This window comes from Vibrio sp. R10-SF1-ISO8 (genome assembly GCF_059833805.1).
Window position 1 is genome coordinate 87,822 of the sequence record NZ_JCBDHL010000012.1, and the last position, 14,833, is coordinate 102,654.

The following is a 14,833-nucleotide window of genomic DNA, read 5'->3' on the forward strand; positions in this document are numbered from 1 at the left end:
CATCAAGATAAATATGTTAACTATCACCAACATAATTGAACTAAAGTCACACTATTGATGTAGTTTCGCTTTTGCAATCTAAGTGACGCTTTATTACAGGCTATCGAATTACAACAATGAACATATTAGTATGTGACGACTCGGTTATTGCCCGAAAATCAATAATCGGCAGAATTGCTCCCTCAACCAATATCACGATTCACCAAGCAGAACATGGCAAAGAAGCGCTCGAAGTCATGTTGGCGCACAACATTGATCTGCTTTTCCTAGACCTTACGATGCCCGTGATGGATGGTTTTGAAGTACTGGCTTCAATGCCTGTGAGCCAATACCCAACTCAGGTCGTGGTAGTTTCAGGGGATATTCAATCAGAGGCCAAATCTCGTTGTAAGGATTTGGGGGCCCAACACTTTATCGAGAAGCCTTTTGTCACCTCCGATTTAGTATCACTGTTTGAATACTATCGACTGCCATTACGTAACACCGATGTTAGACCAAACCAGCAAAGTCGAAAGTCCATCGATTTAATGGCAGCAATCCGTGAAATGAGTAACGTCGCGCTTGGGGCAAGTGCTTCATTAATTTCTCGGCAGATGGGTCGCTTTATTGAAATGCCTCTACCTAATGTCGCTTCATTGCATCAATCCGAGTTAACGATGACGGTTCAAGATATTGTCAACAACTCAGAGTCTCGTGCAGTTTCCCAACGTTTTGTCGGCAATGGTATTAATGGAGAAGCGCTTGTCTGTCTACATGGCTCTGGATTTGAATTACTTGCACGCTCAGATGATGATGCGCTTAGTAGCTCTGTCAATGAAGTGATTCTCGATCTATCCAACTTGTTGGTTTCATCATTTCTCAACTCTTTCAGTAAACAGCTCGATATTGCAGTTTCACTTCGTCAACCAATTGTCTTAGAAAAAGAGTTGTTACAGGTTTCGCTAGCTTGCGACCAATTTCTTAAAGACTATGAGCAGGATATTTTCACTATAGAGTTCGTTTATAAGGCCGAGAATCTCGATATCGCCTGCGACATCATCTTCTTGATGGATTACGAATCTTTGAACGCGATAGAAGACATTTTGGAGAGTGTATTATGAACTCCACGGATATAGGCGACTTACATTGGGCAATGCAAATCCTTGGCGATTTAGATGCAGGACTGATTGTCATTGATAGAGAATACAAAGTCTGTGTCTGGAATACCTTTATGCAGTCTTATAGCGGAATCAGTGCCGACAAAATTCTAGGTAGAAACCTGTTTGAAGCAGTCGGAGATTTACCCGAACTTTGGCTTCGAAGCAAAGTCAGTGCTGCGTTCACGTTGAATAGTCGCGGCTTCTCTTGCTGGGAAGATCGCCCATTTCTTTTCAAGTTCAAGAACTTCAGTCCAATATCCAATGGCCTCAAAGAGATGCGCCAAAACATTACCTTCTCCCCCCTAACGTCCGTCAATGGAGAGGTGTCACACGTTAGTATCATCATCAATGACGTCAGTGATATCGCGAAGAACAAAATTCACCTCCTCGATTCCAATCAGAAACTGTCTGACCTTAGCAGAACCGATGGTCTGACTAAGCTATTCAACCGAGCTCACTGGGAAAGTTGTTTATTGAGAGAGTTTGAACATTGCCAAGTAACAGGGGCGACCTCATCTCTGGTTATCTTTGATATCGACCACTTTAAACGGGTCAATGACACCTTTGGGCACACTGTAGGTGATGAAGTCATTCGCCATACAGCAAACGAACTCAAGAAAGCCTCGCGTGGTTCAGACATTTGCGGCAGATACGGTGGTGAAGAGTTTACCGTACTTCTTCCAGGCACATGTGCCACCCAAGCGCTCTACTTTACTGAGCGTTTACGTAAACGCATCGAACAAGCAAATGTCAATTACGAACAAAATTCGGTGAAATACACGATCAGCCTTGGTGTATGCGAACTCTCCCCTTACCAAACTAGTCATTTGACTTGGTTAGAACACGCAGATAAATCACTTTATTTCTCGAAACAATCGGGCAGAAACCGCTCGACAGTGTTTGACCCAGCGTTGATAAGGTAGACCTAAGAAGTTTGGAGCGTACTGCGGGAATCGAACCCGCATCATCAGCTTGGAAGGCTGAGGTAATAGCCATTATACGAAGTACGCTTTGTATTGAATGAGCCTAACTAGGCTTGGAGCGTGCAGCGGGAATCGAACCCGCATCATCAGCTTGGAAGGCTGAGGTAATAGCCATTATACGATACACGCATCATCGTGAAGACAGTTTCAATATGCCACAGATAACTGAAAAGAAAAGTGTTTTCTTTCATTAATAAGGTTAAGTGGTGAAGTTAGCATCACTTTGGGGTGTAGTTGGCGTATTTACGCTCAATCAATCTAACTAAACACTTTAGCAGTCACTCGATCTTTGCCATTTGTCTTGGACTGATACATCAGGTGATCTGCATCAGAAAGAGATGTACTTGAATCTATGTTAGGGTAGTAAGCGCAACCTAAGCTAACCGTTACCTTTCGTTTTTCATCTTCCAGCAGTTTCACCTGACGCACAGCGGCACATATTTTTTCAGCTACGACGACGGACGCTTCGTACGTCTCACCACAAAGCAAAACAGCGAATTCCTCTCCGCCGATTCTTCCCATCAAATGGAGATCAGATAAGGTGTCATTCGCTGCATGTGCGACACTTTTTATTACTATGTCTCCGGTCTGATGGCCGTAGTTATCGTTGATTTGTTTAAAATCGTCGATATCAAAAATCATAACCGTTATCGAGCCTCCCTCCTTCAGCCTTTGTTGAAATTCGTTAACAAAGTGGCGCCGATTACTGAGCTCTGTGAGTTGGTCCGTTTCAGAGAGTTTTTTGAGTTCTAAGTTAACCTGCTCTAGTGCATTGGTTCTGACTTTTACTGTAATTTTAAGTGCGACTATATAGCTAAACGTAACGATACCAATAATGAGTGCTGCAACAGGAACAAGATAGTCGGGGTAGACAGTATTGACATACATCCAGCGATTAAAGATCTGTTGCTTTTCATCATTATCAAATTCAGTGATACCGCGTGTTATTTCCTGTTGAAGTTCAACGTTCCCTTCTCGCACAGCAGCCCGCAAGTTCCCAGAATAGAGATGCCTCACACCAACAAATCGCTGAGGCTCGTCACTACTAAACAGATAAAAATTAGCAACTTGCAGATCAGCGACAAACGCATCAAGCTCCCCGCTAAATGCCGCCTCTATCATCAGTTGATTATTGGAAAAGCTCTTCAAATTAAGATTAGGGAAATGGCGTCTTGTAAACTCTTCTTCATAACCACCAGCGACAACGCCAACCAAGTGTTGATGTTCTCCGAGTAGAAAGACATCAAGGTTAGTCCCTATCAGCTGCTGACTAATGTACATTTGCGTATCAATGGAGAGAATTTCAGGCGAGTAGTCCAGATAGCTATCGCGTTGCTCAGACCATAATAAACCGGCGTGAATGTCTGCCCGCCCATCTCGAACCGCGTCGAGAGATGCCTGCCAATCAAGGAGAACAAATTCGATTTCTACGTTATTTTTGCGCCCATACTCTTGCCAGTAGTCAACGAGAATACCGTCAGGATCGCCCTTATGGTTGATAAATGAGAAAGGTTTCCATGCCTTAGAGTTGGCGATTACCAACTTGTCATTTTGCTCAGCATACAGTGGAAAACAAGCCAGCATTACGAATAGGCTGAATATGATTCGAAGCACTTTTGTCCCTAAAAAAACTAAGCTCAATAAGTGAATTATTGAGCTTTATATTATTGATATATTAGGTATAGATGATACTTCGATTAGATGATGCCGATCTGGTTTAAGAATGAGACATCACTCGATAAGTCGTCAACGCTTGTTAAGAGATCTGAAAACGGCTCATTTCCCCATTCAGCTCATCAACTTGCCCTCGAACTTGGTTCGAGATTTCTGACGAGGATTGCGATATATCAGCAACCCCTTCTACTGATTCAATCACTTTCGTCATTAACAGTTGAATTTCGTCGGTAGCTTGAGACTGTTGCTGTGCAGAGCTCAAGAGATCCTGCATCTGTTGGTTCAGTTCTTCAATCTGCTGTGTCGTTGAACTTAACGTGCCATAAGCTTGCTCTGTATGGTTGGCGCCCTCTTCAGCTAAAGATTTGCTCTTATCGATTTCGCCAACCACCGCAGCCGTCGATGATTGAATTGCATTGACTATATTGTTGATTTCAGTCGTAGATTCGGTTGTTCGAGTAGCAAGTAGACGCACTTCATCTGCAACCACAGCAAAACCTCTTCCGTATTCGCCTGCGCGCGCAGCTTCAATCGCGGCATTGAGAGCGAGTAAATTGGTTTGCTCTGCAAGCCCTTCGATGACTTCTGTTACACGTCCAATCGCTTCACTTTCTTTACTTAATGCATCGACCTGTTCACTGGCTTTCTCAATCGTAGCATGAAGCAAACCCACTGTCGTTTTGTTAAGGTCAAGTGCTTGAGAACCTAGCTCAATCTGTGCTCTAGATTCAGATAACTTGCTCGCCGATTGCTCAGCCTGTGCTGCGGTATCACTAGCAGAATGACTGACATCCGTCACTTGGTGCCCCACAAGTTCCATGGTCGATTTCTGGCTATCGACCTGATGGACTGTTTTAGCATTGGCATCAAGTAAGGTATTCATACTGTCACTAACGGTTGATGCCTTGTTGCTCACACCCTTAACAATTGCAGCCAGTTCATCGTTCATCTTGTTAATTGAACGAGTTAAGCTTGCCAACTCATCACTTCCTTCAATCGGAAGAGCGGACTGTGAAACATCACCATTGGCAATGGCTTGAGCGCGTTTTGAAATCGTCTTAACTCGGCGACCAATGCTCTTACCCATAAAGTGCGCAGTCGTTGCAGCGACAATTACCACAATGGCTATCGAAGCTACTAACAATGAAATCACACTAGTTACGGAGCTAAAGATGCCCTGGCCACTTTGATCTGCTAACGACTGTTGTTGGTTAATAATTGAGTCTAGGTTCGAATCTAATGCAGTAACCGCAGGTACTAGCTCATTGGCCATTTTTTGGTTAGCGATATTCCAATCACTTGAACGGCGCAATTCAACCACCTGATCAGCTAAAGGGAAATAGAGCTGTTGCATCTCTTTGAATAGATCCCAGAGCCCTTGATCGCTGCTCGATAGCAAAGACACTTTCGAATCTATCTCTTTGACCGATTTAGCATGAGACTTGAGAAAATCTTGGTACTTATCTAAATGTTCTTGTTTTCCATAAAGGAGGAAATCACGCATTGAAGATAAAGCATTTGCCAAAGAGGTATAACTGTCGGCATAGAGCCTAAACAAGCGCTTACGCTCACCCCCTTCTTTGTTACCCGCTTCATCATTGATTAGACCTTGAAGCTGATCAAGTGCCACTTCAGCTATCGGTGCTGCTTCGTTAATAAATAGCGAATGAGCTGGAAGATTTTCGTCCGTATGGCTTAATTCAGCAATGTCGTTTAGCGACTGAGCGACTAAGGTCCACTGCGAAAGGATTTGTTGATAATTTTCTTCAGTTAGTAGTGGCTCTAACTTAGGCAGTGATTCATCCACTTTCAGAAGCGACTGATCGAGTTTCGCTTTTTCAACTTCACCTGTCGCTTCATCACCTCCCAACAACATGTAGGCTCTAAGTGACGATACGGTAGCGTGGATGGATTGTTGAATAGAGCGCCCTGCATCAACAGTCGGCAGATCGCGGTTTAATAGCGATGCGGTATGGGTTTCAACGGTAATTAAGCTGCGATAAATAAAGAACGCGGAAACGATAAAAAGTACTGCAAGCGACAGGAAACTCAGCTGTAACTTCCCTGATATCGTGAGTTTCATCCTTTAACTCCTATAGTTTGTTCAATCCATACTATAGCGTTTTGGACATTATTGTTAAATATATGTATCAGTAAAATTATAAACTTTCGTACTATTCACCTATATTCTAATCGCCACATTCACTCTCAAGATAACCATAGATATCGTTGAAACACTACACGCAAGAAGTTTGCACAGTGAGTTTCAAAAGTATCTTCTCTCGTCGCAGTTCGAGTATGTCTTCAATCAGCTTTTCTTTCGCGCTCAACCCGAAGTGTTCTGCGTAATTTTTTATCGTATCCACTTCAATTTTATTTAAGTTGTAAACATTCCGCTTTAAGTAGGCTTCTGCTTCACTTTTTATATAGCCATGACTTTGCAGCTCACTGATGATCACTTCATCTAATTCGTGCGTTCTCTTTGCCATTTTCTTCTAAATTCTTTCCAGTACACAACCTGTCTAATCGTATATATGCCATCGATTAGAATTTCTGCTGGCGTAAGTTACCTTTCCAATATGACAGCTAAGTGACGAATGGCATACGAAATGCTTTCCTTCATAAGATAACTATAAATTCACGCCCACCTGAACAGACCAATCCATTCGCCATGTGAATTATAATTCACCATTGTCGCATAATCATTACTTTTATCTATAATTACCATATTATGCGTCATGTTTTACTGGTCATTAAGTAATCACACAGTTTTATATATTTGCCAACAACACCAAATATCCGACCAATCTACTAGGATATCAATTACCATTTACTCCGCACACCAGTCAAAAACTAGTGAATAAGTTCAAATTAGCTGCATAAAGTTAGTAAAAATCAGAATTGTTTGCTGGATCATATTTTCCGACAAAGATGTTGCTTAGGTATTTATAAAATGAATAATAGCAAACGTTACACAAATGTAACAAAACACAACATCATATAAATATTATTCATATAAACACCTATTTACAGGCAGGAAAAGCATGACAAAGCGTATTTCGCTAGCCGTATTGGCAAGTCTATTTGCAGGTAGCGCTGCAGCATCCAGTTTGGATGACAAAATCAACGAAGTCGTTGCACCTATCGTTAACCCTTTTGTAGGAATGATCTTTTCGACTATTCCGTTCCCTTTTACTGACGTACAGGTGCCGTGGATTGTTCTTTGGTTAGTTGTTGCAGCTAGCTTTTTTACTTTCTACTTAGGCTTCATCAACGTTCGCGGTTTTAAGCACGCGATTCAACTTGTATCGGGGAAGTTCTCTGATCCTAAAGCAAAAGAAGACGGTGAGGTTTCTCACTTCCAAGCTCTAACCACTGCACTTTCAGGTACGGTTGGTTTGGGTAACATCGCTGGTGTGGCCGTTGCTGTATCCATCGGTGGTGCTGGTGCGACATTCTGGATGATTCTTGCGGGCCTACTTGGTATGTCGAGTAAGTTTGTAGAATGTGCACTGGGTGTGAAATATCGTAACACCAACCCAGACGGCTCTGTGTCAGGTGGTCCTATGTACTACCTAAGCAAAGGTCTAGCTAAACGAGGTAACGCTGCGTTTGGCCGTACCCTAGCTGTTCTGTTCTCTGTATTCGCGATCGGTGGTTCTCTTGGTGGCGGTAACATGTTCCAAGCGAACCAAGCGTTCAAGCAGGTAGTAGGCGTTACAGGTGGCGATGCGTCATTCTTCGCTGACAAAGGCTGGTTATTTGGTCTTATCCTAGCGGTTATCGTGGGCATCGTTATCATTGGTGGTATCAAATCAATCGCGAAGGTAACGGAGAAAGTGGTTCCGTTCATGGCGACGATTTATGTCGGTGCTGCTCTTATCATTATCCTAATGAACTTCGACCGCATTGATGACGCATTCAGCGCTATCTTTAACGGTGCGTTCACAGGTGAAGGTATTGCAGGTGGTGTGATTGGTGTGCTTATCCAGGGTTTCAAACGTGCAGCGTTCTCGAACGAAGCTGGTGTTGGTTCGGCAGCAATTGCTCACTCAGCAGTAAAAACCAAAGAGCCAATGTCTGAAGGTTTCGTGTCTCTACTAGAACCATTCATTGATACTGTTGTTATCTGTACGATGACAGCCCTTGTTATTATCATTACTGGTTACCTAGACACAGATACTGGCCTTGCTGGTGTAGAGCTGACGTCTGCGGCATTTGGTAGCGCAATTAGCTGGTTCCCATACATCCTTGCAATCGCTGTTGTTCTTTTCGCTTTCTCTACTATGATCTCTTGGTCATACTACGGTCTGAAAGCATGGACTTACCTATTCGGTGAGAGCAAAACAGCCGAGCTTATCTTTAAAGTGAAATTCTGTATCTTCGTTGTGATTGGTGCAGCAATGAACTTAGGCCCTGTTATCGACTTCTCTGACGCAATGATCTTTGCAATGGCTCTTGTGAACATTGTTGGTCTATACATTCTTGTTCCAGAAGTGAAGCGTGACCTAGCAGATTACCTAGAACGCTTTAACGCAGGCAAAGTTTACAAGGTTCAGCAAAAACAAAACCTAACTGAACAGCCAGAGTAATACCTAAAATTCAAATACAATGATCAACAGCAGACTCCGGTCTGCTGTTTTTTCATATTAGTGACACTCATTTACACATTTTTCCTTTCTAAACTTGCAAACCAATATTCCAACAAGTATTTCAACCTAAGTATAATTGTCTAGTTTTTCATCACAGCACTGTTTAAAACTGGCATTTTTCTCCACCTATCTCCCGACTGTAAGCTCAGCTTTACTCTTCAAACAAACACCAAACAGGCGAAATTTAACATTTTGGTTACACTTATCTTTAAGCGTATTAACTGAAATTGATCTCTGGTTTCTCTCAAGTTTGCAGTTTAAAAGTGCGTTGCAGCTTCAAAGCTCAGCAGGTTGTTTTAGTTTACGCAAATAAGTTGTATGAAATTTAAGTATCTATCTTGGCTCTTCATGACCGAAACATGGTCTTAGAGTCATACATCGTTTCTCTTAGGTGCGATCCATCTCTGCGAAACAAAGAGGAGATAGTAATGAATGTTCAGACACTACCCATGCTGCGCTTTATTGACCACGAAGGTGTGTCAGTAAATCAGTTGCCAGCTTGGGCAGACCTAACGACGTTAACCACCTTTTATAAGGATATGGTTCTAACCCGTACGTATGACAACAAAGCAGTAGCGCTACAACGAACGGGCAAACTCGGCACCTACCCTTCTCATTTAGGCTCTGAAGCTTATGGCGTTGCCATTGGCCATGCCATGCATCCACGTGATGTGTTTATTCCCTACTATCGAGATATGCCCGCAATGTGGGTTCGTGGTATTCCGATGGAGAAAAACCTCCAATATTGGGGTGGCGATGAGCGAGGCAGTGACTTTCACGTAATACCAGCGAATGGTGAAAGCCCAGAACATTGCCGAGATCTCCCCTTCTGTGTGCCTATTGCCACTCAGTGTACACATGCGGTGGGTGTGGCTTCTGCGCTTAAAATCGAGAACCAGCACCATGCCGCTTTAGTCACTTGTGGGGATGGTGCGACATCGAAAGGGGATTTCCTAGAGAGCATTAACTGCGCAGGGACCTGGAACTTGCCATTAGTGTTTGTGGTGAATAACAATCAATGGGCAATCTCTGTGCCAAGAACACTTCAATCCGCCGCTGAGTTTTTATCTGATAAAGCGAAAGGCGCGGGCATTCATGGCGTGACCGTCGATGGCAACGATGTGGTCGCTGTCTATGACACCGTACTTGCAGCTTTGGATAGAGCAAGAAAAGGCAAAGGACCAACCCTAATTGAAGCTGTCAGCTATAGGCTCAGTGACCATACAACCGCTGATGATGCAAGCCGCTATCGTAGTGACGATGAGCTCAACCAAGCGTGGCAGTTCGAACCTATCAAACGGTTAAAAACCTTCTTAATCAATCAAGGCACTTGGAGCGACGCTCAAGAAGAGACTTGGCTGTTAGCGTGTAAAGAGCAAGTCGAGATTGCCGTCGATCACTACATGAACCTTCCGCCTCAGGCACCAGAAAGTGCATTTGATTATCTTTATGAACACGCACCTGCTGAGTTAAACCAGCAGCGAGACATACTGATCAACAAAGCAATGCGAATGCAAGGAGGCAAACATGGCTGAGTTGACGTTAGTAGAAGCAGTCAACCTTGCACTGCATCATGAAATGAACAAAGACCAAAGTGTGATTGTTCTTGGTGAGGATGTTGGCGATAACGGTGGTGTATTCCGTGCTACCGTGGGGCTAAAAGAGAAGTTTGGCTTAAGGAGAGTGATCGACTCTCCTCTCGCAGAAGCGCTGATTGGCGGGGTTGCTGTCGGGATGGCAAGCCAAGGTTTACGTCCCGTAGCCGAGTTTCAATTCCAAGGCTTTGTATTTCCAGCAATGGAACATTTAATGTGCCACGCTGCAAGAATGCGCAACCGAACACGAGGGCGATTAACCTGCCCTGCAGTTTTCAGAGCGCCTTTTGGTGGCGGCATTCACGCCCCAGAACATCACTCCGAAAGCGTAGAAGCTCTATTTGCACATACTGCTGGCTTTAAAGTGGTTATCCCCTCTTCCCCTCAAAGAGCTTATGGCCTGCTTCTCGCTTCGATTCGTAGCAATGACCCTGTCATGTTCTTCGAGCCTAAACGTATTTACCGCACCGTTAAATCTGAAGTTGTGGATAGCGGAGAAGCCCTTCCACTCGATACCTGCTTTACCTTACGAAAAGGGCGAGACATTACTTTGGTGACATGGGGGGCCTGCGTTGTTGAGTCATTGCAAGCTGCTCAAACACTCTCCACTCAAGGAATTGAAGCTGAAGTGATTGATTTGGCCTCGATCAAACCAATAGATATGGACACGATACTTAAATCGTTGGAAAAAACCGGTCGATTGCTGGTCGTTCATGAAGCAAGTCGTACTTGTGGCGTAGGTGCGGAAATTCTCGCCCGAACTGCCGAACACGCCATGTGTCTACTGAAAGCTCCCCCACGGAGAATCACTGGAATGGATACCATAATGCCTTATTACCGCAATGAAGATTACTTCATGATTCAAGAGCAAGATATCGTGCTAGCTGCGCGAGAATTGGTGGAGGGTTGGAAATGAAAAGCTTCTTATTACCTGACCTAGGCGAAGGATTAGCCGAGTCTGAAATCGTTGAATGGCACATTAAAGTCGGTGACTCTGTCGAGCTCGATCAAGTTGTATTAACCGTAGAAACCGCCAAAGCTGTGGTTGAAGTCCCTGCTCCCTACTCTGGTGTCGTCGTCAGTCGGCATGGCGAGGCAGGCGATGTAATCAATATTGGTGCTCTACTACTAGAAATAGAAGAGCAACCTGAGCTGGTCGGCTCGACGGTGAGTCAAGCAAAACAACAAGATGCCGCAACTGTCGTGGGTAACGTTTCGCAAGCGGCTCATCATGTCGATGTCGATGATTTTTGGATTGGGAGCACACATAACCCTTCCGCTGATGAACTCATTACAGCACTTCCCTCAGCTCGTCTGCTAGCCAAAAAGCTCGGTGTAGAGCTCAAGGCAGTGAAAGGGACAGGCCCTAACGGCATGATCAACGATAGCGATATTTATAACGAGGCTCGTAAACAAAGCCCGGGGACTGAAGTGCTCAAAGGTGCGCGCAGAACCATGGTGTCTACCATGTCGGAGTCTCACCATCATGTTGCTGCGGTGACCATAACTGAAGAAGCAAATTTAGGCGACTGGCTAGCTAATGAAGATATCTCTGGCCGACTGATTAAAGCGGTCGTCTATGCCTGCCAGGAAGAACCTGCGCTCAATGCATGGTTTGATGCAGAAACCATGACGCGCTGCGTACACAGTAGAGTCAATATTGGTATTGCCGTTGACAGTAGTCATGGACTTTATGTTCCGGTTCTTAAACACGCAGATGAATTTGAAGGCAATCAAGTTCGTCAGTGGCTCGATGAAACCGTCAAGGGGATCAAGGAGCGTAAGATTGGTAGAGAAAGCCTCCAAAATGCGACGATAACCCTATCTAACTTTGGCGCAATAGCAGGTATATTCGCTACTCCAGTCGTTTCTCCACCGCAAGTTGCCATCGTGGGAGCAGGCCGTATTATCGAACGTGTTGTGATGAAAGGTGACAAACCCATATCAGTCAAAGTCATGCCATTGTCGATCACGTTCGACCACCGAGCTTGTACTGGTGGTGAAGCTGCAAGGTTTACTAAGAAGCTTGTCGAACACTTGCAGAAGCCCAAAGGTTAGTTTTGGCTACACTTCTGAGCACGACTTTCATCGTCGTGCTCTCTCTCACATAAACCACACCACATTAACTTGTCCCGGTTCCTAGAGAATTCAAAACTTTTGTTAGTTGAAAAACAACAGCTATGATTATGGATATCGACCTCTGGGAGAGTTAGGTAGATGAGCTTGATAAAAAGTGTCTACAATCCAATTAACCCGTTTCTTTTAGTTGCACTTGCGCTGCTTCCTTTTTCATCGTTTTCGAATCAAGTTCTTACCATTTCAGTTGGCAGTGATTATCCCCCCTATCATTCCAAAGAGCTGCCTGGATACGGAATCAACGCCCAAATTGTCACCGCAGCATTTGCTGAGGTTGATATCGACGTTGAGTACGTGCATTTATCCACCTGGGAAGAAGCTTTAGATTCTGCCGCTCGAGGTCAGTTCGATGCAACAGCGTTGTGGGAGTACAACCCTCAGCATGAGAGTAGTTTTCTGATCAGCGATTCTGTTTATGAAATAAACGCCCATCTCTTTCATAGCAAAGAGTTAAACTTCAGCTGGGACACGGTCAAAGATCTGCAAGGATACAAGATTAGTGCGCTGATTGGTGGGTACTATGGGCAGGAGTTTGAAAATGCTGAGAAAACGAAATTGATTAACGTTGAGCGCGTTCATGATGAAACTGATAATGTGATAAAACTTGTTTCCGGAGCCATCGATCTCGCTCCACTCTATACAACACATTTTAACCTGATTATTAAGCAAGAAGGGCTAGGGTCGGAAAAGGCAAACATCACCTATCACCCGCAGCCCCTATTTGTTAATTCACTCCACTTGCTACTGCCGATCAATAACCCAAATAGCCCTTCTTTGATCGAAAAATTCAATCAAGGACTAAAGGTAATTAGAAAAAATGGCACTCTGCAATCTTTACTCAATGAGCATCTCAAGTATTTGTAGTCATTACGGGAAAGAGAAAGAGCCCTAAACGGACTCGATCAATTCGGGCAAAATCTCAAATAGATCCCCGACTAAACCGTAATCTGCAACTTCAAAAATAGCGGCATCAGGGTCACTATTAATCGCAACAATGACTTTCGAGTCCTTCATACCTGCGAGATGTTGAATTGCCCCTGATATTCCTACCGCAATATACAAGTTAGGCGCAACAATCTTACCCGTTTGCCCCACCTGCAAGTCGTTAGTAACAAAACCTGCATCAACCGCCGCCCGAGACGCACCAATTGCACCGCCTAACTTATCGGCTAATTTTTCGACTAAAGCGAAGTTTTCTTTACTGCCCAAACCTCGGCCACCAGAAATCACAACGCTGGCGCTAGACAGTTCAGGTCGGTCACACTGCGCGCTTTCTCGGCTTACCAATTGAGTACCTTGGCTGGCGATATGCGTATCAAGCGTTATCAGTTGAGCTGAACCACCATCATCCAATGGCATTTTATCGAAAGCCGTTGAGCGTATCGTCATCACTTTTATCACGTCTTCTGAGCGTACTCTGGCTAATGCGTTACCCGCATAGATAGGACGCACTACCGTATCACCGCTTTCTATTAACATCACGTCTGACAGCATTTCAACATCGAGCAGCGCGGCCACTCTTGGTAAGACGTCTTTACCGAAAGTATTGGCTGGCGCTAATACGTGGCTGTATTCAACACCAACTTGTTTTACAACTTCAGCAAGATTCTCTGCAAGCATATCTTGATAGCATGCGTTATCAGCGACAAGAACGTGTTCTAGCAAGGACGACTGCTTAATCAACTGTGCAACATTGTCACAGTTACAACCCACAACCAGAGCGTCAACCGAGCCGCTTCCTGCTGCGTCAATGATCGATTTAGCCGCCGACAAGGTGGCTAAAAAATCTGCGCTCGGGGTCTGGTTATCATGCTGTGCTAACACTAATACTTTGATATCACTCATTGCTATCCCCTAATCAATGACTTTCGCTTCATTTTTAAGTTTGTCGACTAGCTCAGTAACACTAGCGACCATAACGCCTGCTTCTCGCTTCGGCGGTGCAAAGACTTGCAGCGTCTGCTGCGAAGATTTAATCTCGACTCCAAGAGACTCCGCCTCGACGACATCTAATGGTTTTTTCTTCGCTTTCATGATGTTAGGTAGTGACGCATATCTCGGCTCATTTAATCTCAGGTCAGTACTTACAACAGCAGGTAACGATATTTGTAGTGTCTCTAAGCCGCCATCAATCTCTCGCGTCACAATCGCTTTATCATTTTCAATCTGTATGTTCGACGCGAATGTCGCTTGAGGGCATGCCATAAGAGCGGCCAACATTTGCGCGACCTGATTGTTGTCATTGTCGATGGATTGCTTACCCAACAGTATCAGTTGTGCCTCCTCTTGCAGCGCAACGGCTTTAAGTAGTTTGGCAACGACAAGTGGCTGGCACGTTTTCTCGGTATCGAGATGAATCGCTCTATCCGCCCCAAGGGCCAACGCGCTTCTAAGCTGCTCCTGACACACAGTCGAACCAATTGAAACCACGATGACTTCACTCGCAGCACCACTTTCTTTAAGTCGAATCGCTTCTTCAACGGCTATTTCGCAAAATGGATTAATGGTCATTTTGACGTTGCCTGTCTCAACACCAGACTCGTCGGCCTTTATCCTGACTTTTGTATACGGGTCAATCACACGCTTAATCGCTACCAGTACTTTCATTACTCTCTCCAAGAACAATGTGTGTAGTTTGAGCTTAGTAAAATTTA

General features: G+C 44.4%; 12 protein-coding genes and 2 tRNA genes. 7 read left to right on the top strand and 7 right to left on the bottom strand.

Annotated features, from left to right (window positions below; all coding sequences use genetic code 11):
• Positions 1-116 precede the first annotated feature (116 nt).
• Entirely contained in the window at positions 117-1,100 is a 984-nt protein-coding gene (locus AC6R00_RS09755; protein WP_500640259.1) for a response regulator, read from the top strand.
• On the top strand, positions 1,097-2,062 hold the full coding sequence (locus tag AC6R00_RS09760) for a GGDEF domain-containing protein (RefSeq protein ID WP_500640260.1): 966 nt from the start codon (positions 1,097-1,099) through the stop codon (positions 2,060-2,062). Before AC6R00_RS09755 ends, AC6R00_RS09760 begins: the two co-directional genes overlap by 4 nt.
• 12 nt (positions 2,063-2,074) lie before the next feature.
• On the opposite strand, the gene AC6R00_RS09765 is transcribed toward AC6R00_RS09760, so the two are convergent.
• From AC6R00_RS09765 to AC6R00_RS09785, 5 genes are all read right to left on the bottom strand, one after another.
• Positions 2,075-2,149, bottom strand: a tRNA-Gly gene (locus tag AC6R00_RS09765).
• 27 nt (positions 2,150-2,176) lie between these two features.
• Positions 2,177-2,251, bottom strand: a tRNA-Gly gene (locus AC6R00_RS09770).
• A 129-nt stretch (positions 2,252-2,380) separates the two neighbouring features.
• Positions 2,381-3,736, bottom strand: coding sequence for a transporter substrate-binding domain-containing diguanylate cyclase (locus AC6R00_RS09775; protein ID WP_500640261.1), 1,356 nt, complete (start codon positions 3,734-3,736; stop codon positions 2,381-2,383).
• 142 nt (positions 3,737-3,878) lie between these two features.
• Positions 3,879-5,879: a HAMP domain-containing methyl-accepting chemotaxis protein gene (locus AC6R00_RS09780; RefSeq protein ID WP_500640262.1), complete on the bottom strand. Its 2,001-nt coding sequence runs from the start codon at positions 5,877-5,879 to the stop codon at positions 3,879-3,881.
• A gap of 154 nt (positions 5,880-6,033) precedes the next feature.
• Complete coding sequence (locus AC6R00_RS09785; RefSeq protein ID WP_500640263.1) at positions 6,034-6,285, bottom strand: hypothetical protein; 252 nt, start codon at positions 6,283-6,285, stop codon at positions 6,034-6,036.
• Positions 6,286-6,840: 555 nt separating this feature from the next.
• On the opposite strand from AC6R00_RS09785, the gene AC6R00_RS09790 reads away from it, so the two are divergent.
• From AC6R00_RS09790 to AC6R00_RS09810, 5 genes are all read left to right on the top strand, one after another.
• Positions 6,841-8,388 carry an alanine/glycine:cation symporter family protein gene (locus tag AC6R00_RS09790; RefSeq protein WP_425666927.1) on the top strand — a complete coding sequence of 516 codons (1,548 nt, stop codon included), beginning with the start codon at positions 6,841-6,843 and terminating at the stop codon, positions 8,386-8,388.
• 488 nt (positions 8,389-8,876) lie between these two features.
• Entirely contained in the window at positions 8,877-9,983 is a 1,107-nt protein-coding gene (pdhA, locus tag AC6R00_RS09795; RefSeq protein WP_500640264.1) for a pyruvate dehydrogenase (acetyl-transferring) E1 component subunit alpha, read from the top strand.
• Positions 9,976-10,959, top strand: coding sequence for an alpha-ketoacid dehydrogenase subunit beta (locus AC6R00_RS09800; protein ID WP_049843098.1), 984 nt, complete (start codon positions 9,976-9,978; stop codon positions 10,957-10,959). Before pdhA ends, AC6R00_RS09800 begins: the two co-directional genes overlap by 8 nt.
• Entirely contained in the window at positions 10,956-12,101 is a 1,146-nt protein-coding gene (locus AC6R00_RS09805) for a dihydrolipoamide acetyltransferase family protein (protein WP_500640265.1), read from the top strand. Before AC6R00_RS09800 ends, AC6R00_RS09805 begins: the two co-directional genes overlap by 4 nt.
• A 159-nt stretch (positions 12,102-12,260) precedes the next feature.
• Positions 12,261-13,043: a substrate-binding periplasmic protein gene (locus AC6R00_RS09810; RefSeq protein WP_500640266.1), complete on the top strand. Its 783-nt coding sequence runs from the start codon at positions 12,261-12,263 to the stop codon at positions 13,041-13,043.
• A 24-nt stretch (positions 13,044-13,067) separates the two neighbouring features.
• Here AC6R00_RS09810 and AC6R00_RS09815 read toward each other — a convergent pair whose 3' ends face one another.
• Both AC6R00_RS09815 and AC6R00_RS09820 read right to left on the bottom strand, forming a co-directional pair.
• Complete coding sequence (locus AC6R00_RS09815; protein ID WP_500640267.1) at positions 13,068-14,024, bottom strand: electron transfer flavoprotein subunit alpha/FixB family protein; 957 nt, start codon at positions 14,022-14,024, stop codon at positions 13,068-13,070.
• Between the two features lie 9 nt (positions 14,025-14,033).
• Positions 14,034-14,786: an electron transfer flavoprotein subunit beta/FixA family protein gene (locus AC6R00_RS09820; protein ID WP_500640268.1), complete on the bottom strand. Its 753-nt coding sequence runs from the start codon at positions 14,784-14,786 to the stop codon at positions 14,034-14,036.
• Between the last annotated feature and the right edge of the window lie 47 nt (positions 14,787-14,833).